This is a genomic window from Staphylococcus sp. AS1337 (assembly GCF_051408735.1).
GTDB classification, from domain to species: Bacteria; Bacillota; Bacilli; order Staphylococcales; family Staphylococcaceae; genus Staphylococcus; species Staphylococcus xylosus_B.
Genome location: NZ_JBOIHZ010000011.1, coordinates 24,813 through 42,286, shown reverse-complemented (window position 1 = coordinate 42,286; position 17,474 = coordinate 24,813). Strand labels below are relative to the sequence as shown.

The following is a 17,474-nucleotide window of genomic DNA, read 5'->3' as shown; positions in this document are numbered from 1 at the left end:
ATAATTATTAATTTAATCCCAAACTTGGTCAGATAACTCTCTTCTTTCTTCATCAGAAATGTCATCTCTCATATTGATTTCTAATTGTTCATCCCATCGTGGGTCATCTTCGTCAGCATCAGCCATATTATCTGTGTGTCTTTTAAGTTTATCTTGTTCCGATTGAGGTAAATTATCATAAAATTCTGCGTCTCTGTTTATATAATTTTCATCAACTTCTGAATAATATTCTGGATCACTTTCTCTTAAAAAGGCTTGCTGTTCTTCTGAGGCACCAGCGTCATTACCACCTTGTATTTCTTGCGTAGGTTGCTGTGAATTTTGCTGTCCTTGTTGCTGTTGCTCTTGTGATTGTTCAACTTGTGCTTGTTGGTTTTGTTTTTCATTGTTACTAGCTACTTCTTCAGATTCATCTTTTTTATCATCTGATTTACGTTCATCATTAGATTTTTTATCTTTTTTATTTTCAGACTTTTTCTCATTGTCCTTCTTAGCATCTTTATCTGATGACTTAGTTTCCTTTTTGTCTTCAGATTTACTTTCTTCTTGTCCACACGCTGCTAAAACTAAAAAACTAGTTAGTAATAAAAATAAAAACTTTTTCATTCTACATTCTCCTTAATAATAAATTTTAAAAATATCCAAGATAGAGTTAAATAATCGTTTAATTATTTTTCTTCACCTAACATGTCGTAAAATTGTTGTGGTATTTCATCTTGGTTTCTTGTTTTAGCCACATCGTTGTTATTGATGTAAGCGTGAAATACTATACCATCTGCAACATCATATAATGATTCGGGATTTTTAGGCCAATTTTTGTAGTTTATTTCGTTTATTGATTCTTTTGAAACATAAACAATTGAAGCTACCATTTTAGTTTCATTACCTTTTTCATCTTCAAATTTCATAATATCTTTAAAAATTGCACCTTGCTCAATATTTTGGTGATCTTCTTTCAGTTTATTGCTCATTTCCATTGAGAAATGTTTTACAGATGAATTTTCACTGAGCGGCATGCCAGCATCTCTCTCATAAACGTCATAGCCATCTTGTTTTATATGTGTGATGTCTTTATCTTTTTTATCTTGAGATTTTCCTTTTGATTCCTGTTCTTTTTTATTATCGTTTGTATTAGATGTGTTTTTTGTATTCTCTTTGCTTGTAGTTTCTTTTTTAGGTTCTTCTGATTCTGTATTTTCGGAATCAGTAAAAATACTTCCAATGCCACCGATAAGTAACAATATTATAATACCACTCCAAATTTTGTGTTTCTTAATCCAATTAAAGATTTTATTACCATCATTGTTGGATTGTTCAAATTTTTGCGGGTTAAATTCATGGATGATTTTTCTTTTTTCTTCCACTGATTTTTTCTTGTACTCTTTTTTCTGTTCTTTCGTTAGAGTTCTTAAATAATCTCCTTCCACCATAGTTTCCTTAAAGGTAAGTGTGTCTTGCTTTCCCATTATGCATTCTCCTTAATAATAAAATTAATCTATATTGAACAACCTACATTAGTATACACGTGTATGACGTGCGAGGGCAGGTTAGTTACTCCCAATTCTCATGTTTAAATACTTGTAAAGGTTCGAATTTAATTACATAACCCTTGTAATATACATCTAAACCATATTTCATTCTATAATGATTTAATGCATTTAATACATATTCCTCTGAAACGTTAAAATATTCTGACATCTCAAATAAGTTATGTACTCCGTGATAGAAAGCATCAATAATTCCATCAAGCGAAATAGCTAATTCAGAACCTAAACGTCTTGCTTTTAATTCAAATTTTCGATTTAACATTTTGGATTGATCTCGAATATCTCCATATGTAACTAAATGATGTCCAATTTCCTCATACAAAGTTTCGAGTTTATTTACAGAATTCATGCGTTTTTCAATAAGGATGACTTCACCTAAATATAAACCAGCAAGACCCTTCTTCAAATTGGTTTCCTCAATAATGATTTCGTCATCATACTCTGCCAATAAATTTTCATAATTTCTCATGGAAACACTCCTTATTTTTTACGCTTGCTTTTAACGAATTCTGCATAATCCAATATCTCTTGCCATTCTTCTTCTGTTAAATCACCATCTAAATGAGCAGCGATGGTTTCAAAAGCATTTTTAGGTTTTGATTCTTTAGAAGAAGATAAGTCTTCTCCCATTAAATCATCTATATTGACGTTGAATATAGATGCTATTTCAACTAATGTTTGCATTTTAGGAGTATATTTGCCTTTTTCCCATTCGCTAATACTAGATGCGCTTTTTCTTCCTAGTTTGTGTGCTAGATCAATTTGTTCCATATTATGTTTATTTCTTAAGTATTTTAAATTTTGGCTAAACATTTATGTTACCTCCTAAAAATAGTTTGTACCTATATTATACATTATTGTCAGATATTTACAACAGGAAATCCGAAATATTTTTTCGGTAAAAATGAAATATAATGCTTGACTTCGGAAAAACCGTAATGGTACAATGTGGTTAACCTTTTCGAAAGGGGTGAAAAAAATGAATGAAAATACCGTTCTAACTTTAAAAGAATGGCGCGGTCTTAAAGGTTACACTAAAGTTGCTTTAGCTGCAAAGTCTGGCGTTAACGAAAGAACAATATATTTATTCGAAAAAGATGTTAACAATATACAAAATGCTAACTTTAAGACAGTAAAAAAATTAGCGGACGCTTTAGACATTAAAGTCGCTAATATTTTTTTAGAATTCGATTCGGAAAAACCGAAATAAATTATAGGAGGAAAATAAATGCAAGAATTACAAATTGTAAAACAAAACAACGAATTATATGTAGACAGTAGAGAAGTAGCAGAAATGGTAGGAAAGCAACACAAGAATTTAATTAGGGATATAGAGAATTACGAAAGTGTAATTTTGCAAAGCTCAAAATTGAGCCTTGATGATTATTTTATTCAATCAACTTATTTAGGTGGAAACAATCAAAATTACAAACACTACCTATTAACTAAAAAAGGTTGTGACATGGTAGCTAACAAAATGACTGGAGAAAAAGGGATATTGTTCACTGCAACATATGTTAATGCGTTTCATGAAATGCAAAATCACATTAAAGAACAATCACAACTCAATGCACCTACTAGCCAATTAGAAGCTATTAAGATGTTCGTGCAAATACAAGAAGAACAACAAGAGTTTAACAAACGTATTGAAACGGAAGTTACAGGTATTCGCAATATAGTAGGCCTTGAAACTAAGAATTGGAGAAACGACACAAACAAAATTTTAGGTGCAATTGCTCAACACTTAGGTGGAGGAGATAAACATAAAACAGTTCGTACAGAAGCGTACAAGTTATTAGAAGAAAAGGGACGCTGTAAGTTAGATCAAAGGTTGAATAACCGTAGAGCAAAAATGTTAGCAAAAGGTGCTACTAAATCTCAGATAAATAAAGTTTCTAAATTAGATGTGATTAATGATGAGCCAAGATTAATTGAGATTTACATTTCAGTTATTAAAAGCATGGCAATCAAGTATGGCCTAGATATTAGCCAATTCGAAATATAGGGGGATTAAATAATGACACAAGAACAAAAAGAATTGCTTACGTATATACATTACATCTTAGAAATGAATATCAACGATAAATCTGAAACGTTTGAACATTCTATTGAAGAAGGTGGAGTGGTTAAAACACTCGAGATTAGCAGAGAGAGGCATTTAGAAGAAGTTATGTATTGGGCAGTACAGGAAATTGAAAAACATTTTGAAATAACAATTGAACAATAGGAGGAAACAGAATGGAATTTATCGGATTTGCAGACGCAAAAGAATTTATAAAAGTTAGTGGTATTTCAAAAAATGATTTAGAAAAACACGTTTATTCAAACGCAGAGTTTCAAAAAGAGTGTATGTATCGTTTTGGCAAAGGTAACAAACGTTACGTGAAGATTAGACCAGCAATTGATTTTATAGAATCAAACATTTTTGTGAAAGAAACGAATTTATAAGGAGGTAAGTTTATGAACGGTATTTTATCAGTTTTAACATCAATTTTTGTAATGTCACTTTCATTCATATTTACAAGTGATTTTATTTATCTAACAGTAATCTACTTTGCAACATTCTTCATAGCATACTGTTGGTTTTGGCCAGAGTTTTTCAAGGCAATAAAAAAGACCGCTAAGCACGGCAATGCTTAACAGTCCAAATATTTTTAAAATATATAACTTAAATATACATGGAATAGAGGTGTTTCGTCAAATGGCGAAGGAAACAATAACTTATATCATTCGACACAGAGAAATACCAATTTATATAACAAACAAGCCTAGTGATACTAATCCAGAGACTAGTTATTCCACGAACAGAAATAGAGCGAGAGAGTTTAACGGTATGGAAGAAGCAAGTATCAATATGGATTATCACATAGCGATAAAAAAGACAGTCATAGAAACAACTGAATATGAGGAGGTACAAGATGACTGAACAAACATTATTTAACCAACTTAACTCAATGGATGTAAACGATCATGTAGAGAAAAAACAAGGTTTGTCATACCTAGCATGGTCATATGCACACCAAGAGTTAATGAAGATTGACCCTAACTATGAAATGAAGATACATGAATATCCACATCCTGATGTGACAAATGAACAATATTTCGTTCCATACCTAGCAAGTCCAGAAGGATATAGCGTAACAGTATCAATCACATTAAAGGGTTTAACTAAGACAGAAACGTTGCCAGTATTAGATTTTAAAAACAAATCAGTACCATTCAAACAAGCAGATATGTTCCAAATAAATAAAACATATAAACGCGCTTTTGTTAAAGCAGCAGCATTACATGGCATAGGACTTTATCTATATCACGGAGAAGAAGCGCCAGAAGCAAACAAAACAGATATCACTGAATTAAAAGATAAAATAAATCAATTTGTATCTATATCACAAGAAAACGGTAGAGATGCGACATTAGATAAAACAATGCGTTGGTTAGGTATTCAAGCGATTAATAAAGTTTCACAAAAAGAAATTGCAAATGCACATTCGAAATTAGACGCAGGATTAAAACAATTAGACAAGGAGAATGAATAATGAATCAATTTAATGGAGTAGGTAATTTAGTAGCAGATCCAGAATTAAAGGGACAAAACAACAATGTAGTTAATTTTAGAGTAGCGATACAACGAGCGTTTAAGAACAAGCAAACAGGAGAGTATGAGTCAGATTTTATAACTTGCGTAGCATTTGGTAAAACTGCCGAAATCATTGCTAACAACTTTAGTAAAGGTCAGAAAATAGGTATCACTGGTTCGGTACAAACTGGAAGCTATGAGAACAAAGAAGGAAATCGAGTATTCACAACAGATATTGCAGTTAACCAAGTAACTTTTGTAGAACGAAAACAACAAAGTAAGCAGTCCCAAACACAGAAACCGACAAATGATAATCCTTTTGCCAACGCAAACGGTCCAGTTGATATCCAAGATGACGATTTACCATTTTAACTGCATGAAATATAAATAAGGTGATGTAATGCCAATTATTAAAAACTACATCCAGCAAGATGATGGCACAATAACTGCTGTCATCGAGGGTGTAACTTTAGAAAATAAAGACTTCTTACTTTTAGATAACGGACTAGAAGTAGAGTGCGATGTAATTGTGAGTGATCCATACAAGATAACAGATAAACAACGGAAAAAGGTTTTCGCAATGGTACGAGATATATTCAATCACTACGGACAGCCAATGGATTACTTAAGGTATATGTTTCAAAAACAATTAGAGTTTCTCAAAGGCTATCAGCCTATTTCGTTAAGTGACTGTAGCAGGAGACAAGCAAGTGAATTAATCGAGTTAATACTTGATTTTATATTCACTCACAACGTACCTATGAATAAGACTACTAGCGACCTTATGAGCAACGATAAGTATTTCCTATATAAATCTACCATTAGCAAAACTTGTGTTATATGTGGCGTTCCAAATAGCGATTTAGCGCATTATCAAGCAGTAGGTAGAGGACGAAACAGAAACAAGATTAATCATTACGGAAACAAAGTATTAGCACTATGTAGAAAACATCACAACCAACAGCATGACATGGGTATGAGTAGTTTTAATAAACTACATCATTTAGAAAACGCTTGGGTGGATGTGGATGAAAAGTTAAACAGCATGTTAAGAGGTGAGAAAGTTGGCAACATTTAGAACAATTAAACAAGATGGTGATTTCGTACTAGTCCACAAAGGCTTTATATACGATGATAAATTATCTGCTAGAGCTAAAGGAGTTTTACTTTACTTATTAAGTCGTCCTAATGATTGGCAAATATATACAAGTGAAGTTCAAAAACACATGAAAGATGGCGTTAAATCTGTTAATTCAGCTGTAAACGAATTAATAAATGTAGGATATATAAAACGTACTTTAAAGAGAAGTGACAAAGGTACATTTAAAGGTTATGAATATCTAGTTTATGAAACTCCAACCGAAATGCCTTTCGCGGAAAACGGACAAACGGAAAACGGTTTGGCGGAAAACGGGCAAACGGAAAACCGTCAAGGGCATACTACTAATAATAATAGAACTAATAATGATTTAACTAATAATAACAATACTAATAATGATAGTAATACTATGTCGAGTTCCTCGACTGTGTATCCATATGAATCGATTATAGTATACCTTAATCAATTAACAGGCAAGCATTATAAAGCTACAACTAGGAAGACTAAAGACTTAATCAAAGCTAGATTTAAAGATGGTTTTGACGAACAGGCATTCCAAACTGTAATTAACAATAAAGTTAGTGAATGGAAAGGTACTGAGATGGAAAAGTTTTTACGACCAGAAACATTATTCGGTACTAAATTTGAAGGCTATCTTAATCAAGAAATAAAAACTACAGGACAAGACCAACTAGAACGTATGAAGTATGACCCTAGTTATTGGGATTAGGAGTGATTAAATGAAACGTATGTTAAGCCCTAGAATAACGGCAACACTTAAACAATATGAAGCTAACAATGTAGAAAAAGGGCTGTATTGTGAGAAGTGTGGTAACAAGTATGATTTGCACACATTTAGTAGTGGCTATGAATATCGTGATGGTTGTGAGTGTAACATGATTGCAGCAGGCAAAGAAGCAGAGAAAAAACGTAAGCAGAAAGCAATCAATAATATATTTAATCAATCTAATGTTAACTACTCATTACAAGAAGTTACAGTGAACAATTATCAACCGCAAAACCAATCACAAACAGATGCTAAACAAACTGCTATAGAGTACGTTAAAACATTTTCTATAGATAAGCCTAAGTCATTAATCATGCAAGGGTCATATGGAACAGGCAAATCACACCTAGCGTATGCAATTGCTAAAGCAGTTAAAACACAAGGATATTCCGTAGCATTTATGCACATACCAATGTTAATGGATCGTATCAAAGCTACTTACAATAAAAATGCAGTTGAAACTACAGACGAGTTAGTCAAATTACTTAGCAGTATCGACTTGCTTGTACTAGACGATATAGGTGTAGAAAACACAGAACATACATTAAATAAACTATTTAGCATAGTCGATAACAGAGTAGGTAAAAATAACATTTTCACTACCAACTTTAGTGATAAAGAACTAAATCAAAATATGAATTGGCAACGAATCAATTCACGTATGAAACATAATTCACGCCAAGTGAGAGTGCTTGGTGATGACTATAGGGAGAGAGACGCATGGTAACTAAACAATTTATCAAACAAAATCTTAAGTGCTCAGATATATACGTACAGAAATTAATTAACTACGCTCACGGAGACGAGAAAGTATTGTATGAACTATTTATCCAAAAATTAAACGAAAGAGGTACACGTCAAGCTATTTGCGAGGTGGGATAGATGGGATTAAGTCAGAGATACACGTTAAAAGATAAAAATTCAAAAGTTGTAGCGACAGTGATTCCACTAGATAGAAACAGAAATAGTATCGCTGGATTGAATAAGTCGTTAGGACTTGATGAAAACATTGTTACTGATGAAAGGTTAGACGAAATCAAACGCATATATAACCTAAATGACAAAGAGCAAACGAGCATATTTGATTATCTATAGGAGTGAATAAATGAAACGTATAGAGCTAATAGTAGATGCACCTATGGCATCACCTAGGCCAAGGTTTAGAAATGTAGGCAAATACGTTCAAACTTATATGCCTGCTAAGTATACAAACCATAAGAGAATGTTAAGACAACAGATGCCTTACATGATGATAGATAAACCAATCCGATTAACAATTGAGTTTCATTTTCCATTGCTTAAGTCATGGAGTAAGAAGAAACATGTAGCGATGGTAGGTCAATACAAGAGAACCAAACCAGATATAGATAATCTAATTAAAACTGTATTAGACGCTGCAAATGGTCGTGTATGGCAAGATGATAACCAAATAGTGGAGATTAGAAGTTTTAAGAAGTATGCAGAAACTCCGAAAGTGATTATGGAATTAGAGTACTGGAGTGATTTAAGTGAATGATGAAGCAACAATCACGCTAAAAATCAAAGTGGAAGTCGAACAAGAGGTAACTGTACCTGTTACAGCTAATTATGATTTAGAAAGTATTAAGGAACGTGAAGCAGATAAAGCATATGACAAGTATGTAAATAACCCAGAACGACTAGGGTTTGAAGATATTAAATTCAAGGACGTATCAGACGTACAAGTTAAAGATTATTAGGAGGACAAGAAAATGGTTAAAGAATATGATTTATATAATGCAAAGCAAGTAATGTCTGTGAAAGTGAAACGCATCAACATTCATTCATATAATATCAAAGGCTATCCGAATACAGAATTTGCTAATGTTTACAAACGTGTATCTGTTGAAGAACTAAACAATTTTAAAAAGAGATTTAATTTGTATACAAGCGATGAAATTAAAAAGAGAAAAGAGAAGTTCAGACGACCTAATACTACAGTGATGGACTTATTAGTTAAAGCAAACTTCAATATCAATATTAATACAGGTGACTTTGAAGAAGATAACAAATCAGAAATGTTAGGTAAATATCAATTAAAACAAGTGATGGACTTGTTGAGTAATGGTAAAGACTTATCAGACGTTGCAAAGGTGGCTGAATAGATGCGAATAGATCAATTAGATATTGGTTACACAGTTTGGTTTATTAAACCTGGTGGGCAACTTTCGGAATATGGAATAGTAAAAGAACTAATTTTCAATGACGGCCAACCAATAGCAGTTATTGAAATGGGAGAATACACAAAAGAAATTGACGATACTTACGATATAGCGATTGGAGAGATAGGTAATGCAAAATACATTAGGTGATTTAAACAATCATTTATTCGCACAACTAGAAAGATTAAATGATGAAGAGATTAAAGGCGATGACTTAAAAGAAGAAATAGAACGTTCAAAAGCAGTATCAAATATTGCTAAAGGGATTATAGATAACGGTAACCTTGTACTACAAGCACAGAAGTTCGCTGATGATCAATTAGATGCAAATGGTGAAATGCCTAAACTATTATATGGTGGTGCTTAATATGCCTCATATTTGGACAGAAGATGAAAAAAAGTTTCTTAGAGATAATGTGCAAGGGACTCCAATTCACGATTTAACTAAGATGTTCAATGAATATTTTGATTGCAATATGACATACACGCAGGTAAGAGCTACAGTGAAACGCTTGAAATTAAAATGTGGTGTTTCAGCACAGTTCACTAAAGGTCATGTTACATGGAACAAAGGCATACCAATATATAACAAGAAATGTGAAAAGACACAATTCAAAAAAGGTAATAAACCTAAAACTACTTTACCTATAGGTGCTGAACGTATCAATAGTTATGGATATGTAGTAGTGAAAGTATCTAATGAAGGTGGATATAACCATAGATGGAAACTGAAACACAAAGTAATTTGGGAAGAGAAGTACGGTAAAGTGCCACCTAAACATAATTTAATATTCTTAGACGGAGATAAAACTAATAACGACTTGTCTAACATAGCACTAATAAAAAGAAGTGAGTTAGCAAGATTGAACCATCAGAACTTGATATACAGTGACGCAGAACTAACTCGTACAAGTATTAATATAGTTAAGATACAAAATAAGATTGCTGAGCGTAACAAATGATCCTATCCAACACTATAAATATACGATACAAATATAACACTGGTGGGATGAACACAGTGGAAATGGCACAGTTGCTAAAGTATTACGGATTTCGTGGATTCTTAAAGGCGATTAATAAACGTAGCTTTATCGTAGCAGTGTTGCCTGAGGATAAAGCACATAATAGGAAAGTTTTAAATAAACTAAAAGGAGTGATGGCAAGTGAGTCCAGAAGAAGAAACGGTAATTAATAGAAATATTATGAAGCTGCAAGAACATTTATATAAAGCGCTAAAACAACGCGACCAATACAAAGCAGAACGCGACACACTAATCGATGATATAGCAGTGTTGAAAGCTAATATTAGTAGGTTGGAACTGGAGAATGTGAAACAACTGAAGTTACTCAAAGACTTTAGCAAATTCATTAATTATAAGTTGTATGTTAGTCCTGCTAACGATATCTATAAACATTTTAGACGTGAGTTAGATAAGTTGGGGGTTAAGTAGATGGCAGGTGATATTGAACTAACAGTAACCAAACCACTGACTGAATTACAGCTAACAAAAGATAGCAGTATACAACCAATACCACTTAGCAATGATGCTTATGAGAAAGCATTGAAGGGAGAGCGTGATTAGATGATGGAACTAGGTTACAGTGAGTTCAATTTGTCAAACGCCATTGACAAGAATGGGCCTAAATACATTAGGAACATTAAAATTACGAGAATTGCTATAAGAAAATTACTAGGTTCTTTATTCATGATGAATCACCTCTTACCTATAAAAAATCAATGAGAATACTTTAACAAATAGTAAATGAGAAATCAAAATAACAAAACTGGAGGATACAAAATGAATATACAAGATGCAACTAAGTTAGCGACCAAACATTTAGTTACTATGACAAGAAGTGAATGGGAAACAAGTCATCGAGCAGAAATTTTGCCTACAAATGATAGCTTTTTACAATGTATCGTTACCGGAAGTAACGGAAAAAATATCAAGAGGTATTGGGAACCTTCTGCTGATGACTTAATGGCTGACGATTGGAAAGTTATAAACCAGGAATGATACTTGCTATTTTAGAAATGCTATCTATTAAATTTTTCATATCATTTTTGAACTTATTTTCGAAATAAACAATAGTTTTGTCTTCCATCGTTATATTAAAAATAGTGTTGTCTGCATATACACCATGTAAAAAATTTTGTTTTTTAAGTTTTTTTAAATCATATTCTACATCTTCAAAATGAAGCTCAGAAAAATAATTTTTATGTAGTGATTTGGCATCATTAAAATCATTACATTTTAACTTAACTGAACCAGATTTAACGCATTCAAGATATTTTTTATACATCACTGACAAAATATACTGTTGATCTTTTGTAAGTTCTTCAAATTCGATATTTTCCATAATTTCCACCCCTTTACACATAGATAAATAAATTATACCAGAATAGGAGCTAATTAATATGAACGAATTAGTAAAACAAGTAGAACAGTGGTCAATAGATAAAAACTTACACAATGGTAATCCAGATAGACAGGCATTGAAATTTTATGAAGAAGCTGGCGAAATTGGTGCAGCCTTATCACGTAACAAATTAGACGATTTAAAAGACGGTATAGGCGATACAGTCGTTACATTAATTATATTGGCACAACAACATGGAATGACATTAGAGGAGTGTTTACAGTACGCATATGACGAAATCAAAGGAAGAAAAGGAAAGACAATCAATGGAACATTCATCAAAGAATCAGACTTGTAAGAAAGACATAGTACAGAGGGTTAAGGAAGTGTTGAGGAAATAAAAAAGCCCCTGAAAAGGGACTGTTAATATAAATTATCTTTCAATAAAACTTTGATACCACAGTATAAATTATATATTACGTAATAAATTGCGCCTATAAAGGCAATTACAGCAATAACAATTAAAGTTATTCCTAATGCGTTGTTAGAATTAGATTCACTTAAACCAATTAAACCTACACCTACAAAAATTAGGATATAAGGCAAGATGTGATAAGCTAAAGACTTTTTAGCGTGAGTAGAAACAGGTTTGTTGGCTAATATCCATACAATAATAGGGAATAGGATTGGCGCAAAAAACACACTAAAATATGATAATGCAGCTAGTATTTTTTCTGATTGTGTTGATTGATTGCTCATATAAATGTCTCCTTGTTAGTTATTAATAAGAACAATATCAAATAAATGTATTTTCGTAAATATTAATTAAATAATATAACAATTTTGTTATAAAGACGGTGATACCATTTAATACTTAATACGTACTCTAACCGATTCAACCGGCACACCTTTCACTCACGTTACCAAAACTAGAGAGAACGAAAATTTTACTGTGGTTGAGGCAGAGAGCAAGGAAGAGGCAGAGGAGATAGTGGATGATAAAATACAATGCCCAAGATGTGAAAGTTTGAATACGGATAATCAGTTTGTGTATGACAATAACAAACCTATTTTTACTTATTTTATTTGTTATAACTGTGATGCTACTTATGCAGAATATATGGAAAAGGACAGTGAGTGAATATGGATATCAATAAAGCGTTAAAACAAGCAGAACGTGAAGTCTTAGTATTGCAAATGGAAAAGGCTGTTAAAACAGAAGATTTAAAAGGACCTTATAAAAAGCTAAGAGAAAACTATAGTCATAAAGAAACTATAAATATATTAGCAGACTTTGCAGAAGGTAGTGGAGTTAGTAACAGAATTTATTAAGGAGGGTGAATAGATGTTATACATGATAGCCGCAACAGATACAACATATTTTAGATGCGAACTAAGGAAAACATTTGGAGTCTGGGGGAGTAAATGGTCGGGTGTAGTATTTATGGACGTAAATATTACTACCAATCCAAGAAGAGCCACACTTTTTGATGATGTTAAAGTCGTAAAAGAATTTGTTAAGAAATACGGTGGCATGGTCATACCTATAGATATTAACAATAAGATAAGGGTGAATTGATATGGAAATACTTAAAACACTGATGATCATAGCACTATATGAATTAAGTAAATACGTTACAAATCAAATACTAATTAGAAAACAGGCGAATGATGATATAGATCAGCCGAAAGATTATGAGGAGCAGCAGTAATGGTAGGAGGAATTATCATAGCAACCACTTTCTTGGTAGTTATATCATTTATTTTATGTGTATTGATATATATGGTACTTGAATGCTTTAGAGAAAAGGATTACCTCAATATGAGTTTTTTTATATTAATGTTAATAGCGATTACTGGATTTGGAGCAGGTCTAACTTTAATAAATTTAGGTATATAAAGGAGGATAAGTAATATGTTTTGGATTATAGCAACTATTCTTCTAGGCGCAATCGCAATCATTTCACTTATATACAACGCAGTTAAGGATACTAAGATAGATGCACTAGAATATGAGGTAGCATACTTATTAGATATTATATTCAATGATCATGGAGATGTTGTATTGAGGTTGAAAGAAAACGAATTAACGGATGATGATATTAGAGAGATAAAAGATGCGTGGGATAAACGTATTAAATAACTGGAGGTATTAGATGAAACTTGGCAGAGCTGATTTACCTAAGTTAGAAGAATATTGGATTAACTACGAAGATTTAAAAGGGCAGTTAGCATATAGAAGATATGAACTGTTATATCAACCTAGAGATACTAACATAGGTGGTGGCAAATCAAACATTGTTAATAGTCCAGTTGAGAATGAAGTTATCAAGCTACATAAAGATAACAAGTATCGTAATTTACAAGCAACATTACAAGCAGTAAAAGATGTATATAATAGAGCGACTGATGAACAGAAGGCTGTTATTGAATACAGATACTGGGAGAAGGACTTAGCTATATATGAATGGCCAGATATAGCACATGAGTTAACAAAGCGTAGAGCCGATGACAAGATTATAAGTAGGGATGCAGTATTAAGAATGCGTAATAAGATTATGCGAGATACAGCTGAACGTATTGGTTGGATTAACTTTGAATAAACCGCACTTCTAATAGTGTGGAAGTGCGCAGTGTCAACAGCCTATTATGATAACATAGGGTATTTCAGTTAAGGCGTTATAAATAAAGATACTATATTATATTTAGGCACACCTATTCCGCAGGTGTGTCTTTTTGTATGCAGCTATTTAATCGACCCACCTAATAAGGACACATATATTAAAGGACACTATTTATTAAGGTGAGGGAGTTAAGGTGTCATACACTTTGAATACCCTTTAATAATGATATGCACAGTAAAGTCATTGTGTGTAGTTTTATAGACAATATTCATTTGATTATATTAAAAGGTTTAATCAGTTTAAGAGATTGATTGAAACATTGAATAATAAAAACTAATTGATGATTGTTGTTTAACAATTGAATATCAAAAGAAATGTTTTGTTGATCATAAACTTTATTAGATTAATTTGCATTTGATAAATGAAACAATTTCTAAACTCAAAGATAAAATGATTTCAAATTGATTTCGTTTTATCTTTTCTTATTAACAAAACAAAATTAAATATTAATTATAAATATAAAATTCAAATGAAAGAAGTTGATTCATTTGTTTGTTCAACCAAAGGTTCGACTTGGTAATAAGTCATATACTCAAACCGAGTTGCAAGACTATAGGAAAGCCAATACACAAAGGTATAACCAACAGGTTAGACATGACTCACGTAACAAGGAGTATACAACGTTCTACAATAGTACACAGTGGCGTAAATTACGTTTACAGGTACTAAATAGAGATAATTACTTATGTCAACATTGTTTAGCTCAAGGTGTAGTGAATGACAAAGATTTAATTGTCCATCACAAGATTGAATTAAAACAGGATTGGTCGAAAAGACTGGATATGGAAAATTTAGAGGCGGTATGTATTTCATGCCATAACAAAATTCATGAGAAATAATTTCGGGATAATTTTTGAAAAAATAAATTTAAAAATATTTTTGGGGCGAAGTAAAACCCCCGTCACTTCTGAGACGAGTGAACAACGAGCCGACCTTTTTTGCGACCAAATTCTAGAAATGAAAACTTTTTCACAAGCCATATATCGTTAGGAGGTGCTGGAATGGCAGGAAGAAAGCCTAAATTAAACGCTACAAAGACAGGAAATCATAATAAAGACGTATTAGAACAATCAGAGTTGAGGGAAAATGGTCTTAAAGAATTCAAGAAAATAAATGTTGATTCTGTACCAGAAGGATTAACCGAAAATGCAGCGAAAGAGTGGTTGAGAGTTGTACCATTACTTGAACAATTACCGATAGCTGATTTAGATTACTCACTTATCAAGAAATATTGCGAAGTGTTAGATCGAAACGACACGCTATATCGTGCAATAAGTCAGAAACATGGTATTGAAGGTATGGTTGACCCAGAAACTAATCGTAAAACTGGCGCTTTCATGGCGTATATGGAGTCATTGAAAGAGTTGCGTTCTATCTGTGGACAATTAGGAATGACTATTGATTCACGTATGCGATTGGTTGTACCAACAGAGAGTGAAGTTAAACAATCTGTGTATGATGAGTTTGGTGTTGATGACGATGACTAACGTTACGATACCAAAAGCATATGAAAAACTACTAGATATACCGAATGAATTCCGTGACGATGCTTATAAATACTGCGTTATGGTATTGTCTGGTGCTTACATTACATGTAAAGATACTAGATTAGCTTGTATTCGCCATTTAAAGGACATACAACGGTCAATCAATGATGATAGTTGGAATTATACCTACAAGCCTAAGCGTGCTAAAAAGGTTATTAAATTCGTTGAAGCACTACCCGATACTAAAGGCAATATCAACAAACTTGGATTGTTCCAAAAATTCATAATTGCAAGTGTTCGTGGTTGGTTTACTAAAGATACAGATATGTTGAGATTTAAAAAAGCGTTTATATCAATGGCTAGGAAGCAAGGTAAGTCAATATTAGTTTCCGGTTTGGTGTTATACGCTTTTCTTTTTGATAGAGAGCCAAAAGAAGGTAGACAGATGTTTACTGCTGCAAACGATAAGTCGCAAGCAAGTATTGTCTTTAACATGGTATCTAAACAACTTATGTATTTTATTTCTAAAGTACCAGAATTAAAAAAAGACGTTAAGAAAGTAAGAGAATTACTTACACATACAAAAGACGGTTCGTACATTAGACCTTTGTCACGTGATACTGGAGCAGTTGATGGTTTCGAGCCATTCTTAGCAGTAATAGATGAGTATCATGCAGCGAAGACTAATGAAATGTTGGAGCTTATTCAATCAGGACAAGGTAACTTACTGCAATCATTAATATTCATCATTTCTACAGCTGGTTTTGATCTAAACGCACCAATGTATACAGATGAATGGCCGTATGCTAAAGACATATTGTCAGAAGTATATACAGATGATGAATACTTTGCAGTCATATTCGAGCAAGATACAGAAGATGAATGGCAAGACAGTACAATGTGGGCAAAATCTAATCCACTTATAAACGAAACAGATGAACTAAAAGAACAAATTGATGATTTCCTTGAAAAGCGTGTTGCAGAAGCTACTAAGAAAGGCTCTATGTTTAGAGTTTTAGTGAAAAACTTTAACTATTGGATGCAAGCAAGTGCAGAGTCTTACTTAGATTTTAATGATTGGAAAAAGAATGAATCTGAATACGATATAAATAATTCAAAAGTATACATTGGGCTTGATTTATCACGTGCAGATGATTTAACAGCAGTTTCCTTTATACATTTGGATGAAGAAAACAAACAATATTATATTACTTCACATTCGTTTGTAGGCACAAAGGGTGGGTTACAAGGCAAGATAGAACGTGACCTTATAGACTACAGGCAATTATCAGAAGAAGGCTATTGCACTGTTACAAATCTATCTAGTGGCATTATAAATACTAACCAAGTATTAGATTACATTGAAACGTATGTAAATAGGTACAACCTAGATGTACAAGCCATTTGTTATGACCCGTATTCAATACACGGTGTATTAGCAGAGATAGAACGCAGGGAATGGTTCTATGACTTATATGAAATTAGACAAGGCCCACAAACACTTTCGAATCCCAACTTAGATTTCAGATTAAATGTGATAAATGGTGATGTTAAGCATCATAAAAACCCTTTACTTGATACAGCAGTTAAAAACGCAATTGCTAAAAATGTTAATGATTCAATAATGATTGAAAAGAAAATGAACAGACATAAGATTGACCCACTCATGGCTACAATATTCGCTTATGTAATTGCAAGCGAACATGAATGGGACACAGAAACATTTATGCCATTGTTCTTATAGGAGGT

General features: G+C 32.6%; 39 protein-coding genes and 1 pseudogene. 34 read left to right on the top strand and 6 right to left on the bottom strand.

The features are described from left to right. Positions 1 to 12 precede the first annotated feature (12 nt). The 4 genes from ACSUE0_RS13440 to ACSUE0_RS13425 form a co-directional block, all read right to left on the bottom strand. Entirely contained in the window at positions 13 to 606 is a 594-nt protein-coding gene (locus ACSUE0_RS13440) for a hypothetical protein (protein ID WP_182475122.1), read from the bottom strand. A gap of 62 nt (positions 607 to 668) precedes the next feature. Beyond that, the gene (locus tag ACSUE0_RS13435) at positions 669 to 1,466 is read right to left on the bottom strand and encodes a hypothetical protein (protein ID WP_119613232.1); all 798 of its coding nucleotides are present in this window, start codon (positions 1,464 to 1,466) and stop codon (positions 669 to 671) included. A gap of 85 nt (positions 1,467 to 1,551) precedes the next feature. After that, on the bottom strand, positions 1,552 to 2,016 hold the full coding sequence (locus ACSUE0_RS13430; protein ID WP_119613233.1) for an ImmA/IrrE family metallo-endopeptidase: 465 nt from the start codon (positions 2,014 to 2,016) through the stop codon (positions 1,552 to 1,554). A gap of 11 nt (positions 2,017 to 2,027) precedes the next feature. Continuing rightward, positions 2,028 to 2,360: a helix-turn-helix transcriptional regulator gene (locus tag ACSUE0_RS13425; protein ID WP_119613234.1), complete on the bottom strand. Its 333-nt coding sequence runs from the start codon at positions 2,358 to 2,360 to the stop codon at positions 2,028 to 2,030. A gap of 166 nt (positions 2,361 to 2,526) precedes the next feature. On the opposite strand from ACSUE0_RS13425, the gene ACSUE0_RS13420 reads away from it, so the two are divergent. The 23 genes from ACSUE0_RS13420 (at position 2,527) to ACSUE0_RS13310 (ending at position 11,211) form a co-directional block, all read left to right on the top strand. Further along, positions 2,527 to 2,757, top strand: a complete 231-nt coding sequence (locus ACSUE0_RS13420; protein WP_107549498.1) for a helix-turn-helix transcriptional regulator — start codon at positions 2,527 to 2,529, stop codon at positions 2,755 to 2,757. An 18-nt stretch (positions 2,758 to 2,775) separates the two neighbouring features. Continuing rightward, positions 2,776 to 3,552: a Rha family transcriptional regulator gene (locus ACSUE0_RS13415; RefSeq protein ID WP_119613235.1), complete on the top strand. Its 777-nt coding sequence runs from the start codon at positions 2,776 to 2,778 to the stop codon at positions 3,550 to 3,552. A 12-nt stretch (positions 3,553 to 3,564) separates the two neighbouring features. Next, a complete protein-coding gene (tscA, locus tag ACSUE0_RS13410; protein ID WP_107549500.1) occupies positions 3,565 to 3,774 on the top strand; it encodes a type II toxin-antitoxin system antitoxin TscA in 210 nt (69 codons plus the stop codon). Positions 3,775 to 3,785: 11 nt separating this feature from the next. After that, positions 3,786 to 3,995: a hypothetical protein gene (locus tag ACSUE0_RS13405; RefSeq protein ID WP_047172554.1), complete on the top strand. Its 210-nt coding sequence runs from the start codon at positions 3,786 to 3,788 to the stop codon at positions 3,993 to 3,995. A 12-nt stretch (positions 3,996 to 4,007) separates the two neighbouring features. Beyond that, positions 4,008 to 4,187, top strand: a complete 180-nt coding sequence (locus ACSUE0_RS13400; protein ID WP_119613236.1) for a hypothetical protein — start codon at positions 4,008 to 4,010, stop codon at positions 4,185 to 4,187. 61 nt (positions 4,188 to 4,248) lie between these two features. After that, positions 4,249 to 4,473, top strand: a complete 225-nt coding sequence (locus ACSUE0_RS13395; protein WP_119613237.1) for a DUF2483 family protein — start codon at positions 4,249 to 4,251, stop codon at positions 4,471 to 4,473. Beyond that, a complete protein-coding gene (locus ACSUE0_RS13390) occupies positions 4,466 to 5,086 on the top strand; it encodes a DUF1071 domain-containing protein (protein ID WP_119613238.1) in 621 nt (206 codons plus the stop codon). Before ACSUE0_RS13395 ends, ACSUE0_RS13390 begins: the two co-directional genes overlap by 8 nt. Next, the gene (locus ACSUE0_RS13385) at positions 5,086 to 5,499 is read left to right on the top strand and encodes a single-stranded DNA-binding protein (RefSeq protein WP_119613239.1); all 414 of its coding nucleotides are present in this window, start codon (positions 5,086 to 5,088) and stop codon (positions 5,497 to 5,499) included. Before ACSUE0_RS13390 ends, ACSUE0_RS13385 begins: the two co-directional genes overlap by 1 nt. A gap of 28 nt (positions 5,500 to 5,527) precedes the next feature. Further along, positions 5,528 to 6,205, top strand: coding sequence for a putative HNHc nuclease (locus tag ACSUE0_RS13380; RefSeq protein ID WP_119613240.1), 678 nt, complete (start codon positions 5,528 to 5,530; stop codon positions 6,203 to 6,205). Next, entirely contained in the window at positions 6,192 to 6,956 is a 765-nt protein-coding gene (locus ACSUE0_RS13375; RefSeq protein ID WP_119613241.1) for a conserved phage C-terminal domain-containing protein, read from the top strand. Before ACSUE0_RS13380 ends, ACSUE0_RS13375 begins: the two co-directional genes overlap by 14 nt. A 10-nt stretch (positions 6,957 to 6,966) precedes the next feature. After that, complete coding sequence (locus tag ACSUE0_RS13370; RefSeq protein WP_119613242.1) at positions 6,967 to 7,740, top strand: ATP-binding protein; 774 nt, start codon at positions 6,967 to 6,969, stop codon at positions 7,738 to 7,740. Then, positions 7,734 to 7,895, top strand: a complete 162-nt coding sequence (locus tag ACSUE0_RS13365; protein WP_182475123.1) for a hypothetical protein — start codon at positions 7,734 to 7,736, stop codon at positions 7,893 to 7,895. The genes ACSUE0_RS13370 and ACSUE0_RS13365 overlap by 7 nt, the downstream gene beginning before the upstream one ends. Continuing rightward, on the top strand, positions 7,896 to 8,108 hold the full coding sequence (locus tag ACSUE0_RS13360; protein WP_119613243.1) for a hypothetical protein: 213 nt from the start codon (positions 7,896 to 7,898) through the stop codon (positions 8,106 to 8,108). Between the two features lie 10 nt (positions 8,109 to 8,118). After that, positions 8,119 to 8,529 (top strand): RusA family crossover junction endodeoxyribonuclease, encoded by a 411-nt coding sequence (locus ACSUE0_RS13355; protein ID WP_119613244.1) that lies wholly within the window; start codon positions 8,119 to 8,121, stop codon positions 8,527 to 8,529. After that, positions 8,522 to 8,731 carry a hypothetical protein gene (locus ACSUE0_RS13350; RefSeq protein WP_119613245.1) on the top strand — a complete coding sequence of 70 codons (210 nt, stop codon included), beginning with the start codon at positions 8,522 to 8,524 and terminating at the stop codon, positions 8,729 to 8,731. The genes ACSUE0_RS13355 and ACSUE0_RS13350 overlap by 8 nt, the downstream gene beginning before the upstream one ends. A 12-nt stretch (positions 8,732 to 8,743) precedes the next feature. Continuing rightward, the gene (locus ACSUE0_RS13345; protein WP_107549513.1) at positions 8,744 to 9,136 is read left to right on the top strand and encodes a hypothetical protein; all 393 of its coding nucleotides are present in this window, start codon (positions 8,744 to 8,746) and stop codon (positions 9,134 to 9,136) included. After that, on the top strand, positions 9,137 to 9,343 hold the full coding sequence (locus ACSUE0_RS13340) for a hypothetical protein (RefSeq protein WP_119609830.1): 207 nt from the start codon (positions 9,137 to 9,139) through the stop codon (positions 9,341 to 9,343). It begins immediately after the preceding gene. Next, complete coding sequence (locus tag ACSUE0_RS13335) at positions 9,324 to 9,560, top strand: hypothetical protein (protein WP_119613246.1); 237 nt, start codon at positions 9,324 to 9,326, stop codon at positions 9,558 to 9,560. The genes ACSUE0_RS13340 and ACSUE0_RS13335 overlap by 20 nt, the downstream gene beginning before the upstream one ends. Before the next feature lies 1 nt (position 9,561). Beyond that, positions 9,562 to 10,155: an HNH endonuclease signature motif containing protein gene (locus ACSUE0_RS13330; protein ID WP_182475124.1), complete on the top strand. Its 594-nt coding sequence runs from the start codon at positions 9,562 to 9,564 to the stop codon at positions 10,153 to 10,155. Between the two features lie 47 nt (positions 10,156 to 10,202). Further along, positions 10,203 to 10,385: a hypothetical protein gene (locus ACSUE0_RS13325; protein WP_142920619.1), complete on the top strand. Its 183-nt coding sequence runs from the start codon at positions 10,203 to 10,205 to the stop codon at positions 10,383 to 10,385. Further along, complete coding sequence (locus ACSUE0_RS13320) at positions 10,357 to 10,644, top strand: hypothetical protein (protein ID WP_119613248.1); 288 nt, start codon at positions 10,357 to 10,359, stop codon at positions 10,642 to 10,644. The genes ACSUE0_RS13325 and ACSUE0_RS13320 overlap by 29 nt, the downstream gene beginning before the upstream one ends. Continuing rightward, the gene (locus tag ACSUE0_RS13315; protein ID WP_259338007.1) at positions 10,645 to 10,776 is read left to right on the top strand and encodes a hypothetical protein; all 132 of its coding nucleotides are present in this window, start codon (positions 10,645 to 10,647) and stop codon (positions 10,774 to 10,776) included. Positions 10,777 to 10,992: 216 nt separating this feature from the next. Beyond that, entirely contained in the window at positions 10,993 to 11,211 is a 219-nt protein-coding gene (locus ACSUE0_RS13310) for a Thoeris anti-defense Tad2 family protein (RefSeq protein ID WP_119613249.1), read from the top strand. On the opposite strand, the gene ACSUE0_RS13305 is transcribed toward ACSUE0_RS13310, so the two are convergent. Beyond that, positions 11,195 to 11,554 carry a hypothetical protein gene (locus tag ACSUE0_RS13305; protein ID WP_119613250.1) on the bottom strand — a complete coding sequence of 120 codons (360 nt, stop codon included), beginning with the start codon at positions 11,552 to 11,554 and terminating at the stop codon, positions 11,195 to 11,197. The genes ACSUE0_RS13310 and ACSUE0_RS13305 overlap by 17 nt on opposite strands. Positions 11,555 to 11,612: 58 nt before the next feature. Here ACSUE0_RS13305 and ACSUE0_RS13300 point away from each other — a divergent pair, with 58 nt between their 5' ends. Beyond that, on the top strand, positions 11,613 to 11,912 hold the full coding sequence (locus tag ACSUE0_RS13300; RefSeq protein WP_119613251.1) for a MazG-like family protein: 300 nt from the start codon (positions 11,613 to 11,615) through the stop codon (positions 11,910 to 11,912). Positions 11,913 to 11,977: 65 nt separating this feature from the next. On the opposite strand, the gene ACSUE0_RS13295 is transcribed toward ACSUE0_RS13300, so the two are convergent. After that, on the bottom strand, positions 11,978 to 12,313 hold the full coding sequence (locus tag ACSUE0_RS13295) for a DUF4870 domain-containing protein (protein ID WP_107549518.1): 336 nt from the start codon (positions 12,311 to 12,313) through the stop codon (positions 11,978 to 11,980). Positions 12,314 to 12,431: 118 nt separating this feature from the next. Here ACSUE0_RS13295 and ACSUE0_RS13290 point away from each other — a divergent pair. From ACSUE0_RS13290 to ACSUE0_RS13245, 10 genes and pseudogenes are all read left to right on the top strand, one after another. Continuing rightward, a pseudogene (locus ACSUE0_RS13290) lies at positions 12,432 to 12,563 on the top strand (DUF1381 domain-containing protein); the annotation flags it as partial. A gap of 134 nt (positions 12,564 to 12,697) precedes the next feature. Then, complete coding sequence (locus tag ACSUE0_RS13285; protein WP_119613253.1) at positions 12,698 to 12,886, top strand: hypothetical protein; 189 nt, start codon at positions 12,698 to 12,700, stop codon at positions 12,884 to 12,886. 13 nt (positions 12,887 to 12,899) lie between these two features. After that, positions 12,900 to 13,133, top strand: coding sequence for a hypothetical protein (locus ACSUE0_RS13280; RefSeq protein WP_119613254.1), 234 nt, complete (start codon positions 12,900 to 12,902; stop codon positions 13,131 to 13,133). A gap of 1 nt (position 13,134) precedes the next feature. After that, a complete protein-coding gene (gene rinB / locus ACSUE0_RS13275) occupies positions 13,135 to 13,266 on the top strand; it encodes a transcriptional activator RinB (protein ID WP_119613255.1) in 132 nt (43 codons plus the stop codon). Then, entirely contained in the window at positions 13,266 to 13,454 is a 189-nt protein-coding gene (locus ACSUE0_RS13270; RefSeq protein ID WP_119613256.1) for a hypothetical protein, read from the top strand. Before rinB ends, ACSUE0_RS13270 begins: the two co-directional genes overlap by 1 nt. Positions 13,455 to 13,469: 15 nt before the next feature. Then, on the top strand, positions 13,470 to 13,697 hold the full coding sequence (locus ACSUE0_RS13265) for a DUF1514 family protein (RefSeq protein WP_119613257.1): 228 nt from the start codon (positions 13,470 to 13,472) through the stop codon (positions 13,695 to 13,697). A gap of 13 nt (positions 13,698 to 13,710) precedes the next feature. Further along, positions 13,711 to 14,157 (top strand): transcriptional regulator, encoded by a 447-nt coding sequence (locus ACSUE0_RS13260; RefSeq protein WP_119613258.1) that lies wholly within the window; start codon positions 13,711 to 13,713, stop codon positions 14,155 to 14,157. 569 nt (positions 14,158 to 14,726) lie between these two features. After that, positions 14,727 to 15,077: an HNH endonuclease gene (locus tag ACSUE0_RS13255; protein ID WP_119613259.1), complete on the top strand. Its 351-nt coding sequence runs from the start codon at positions 14,727 to 14,729 to the stop codon at positions 15,075 to 15,077. Positions 15,078 to 15,239: 162 nt separating this feature from the next. After that, positions 15,240 to 15,725: a phage terminase small subunit P27 family gene (locus ACSUE0_RS13250; RefSeq protein ID WP_119613260.1), complete on the top strand. Its 486-nt coding sequence runs from the start codon at positions 15,240 to 15,242 to the stop codon at positions 15,723 to 15,725. Beyond that, positions 15,718 to 17,469 carry a terminase large subunit gene (locus ACSUE0_RS13245; protein ID WP_119613261.1) on the top strand — a complete coding sequence of 584 codons (1,752 nt, stop codon included), beginning with the start codon at positions 15,718 to 15,720 and terminating at the stop codon, positions 17,467 to 17,469. The genes ACSUE0_RS13250 and ACSUE0_RS13245 overlap by 8 nt, the downstream gene beginning before the upstream one ends. Positions 17,470 to 17,474: the final 5 nt, after the last annotated feature.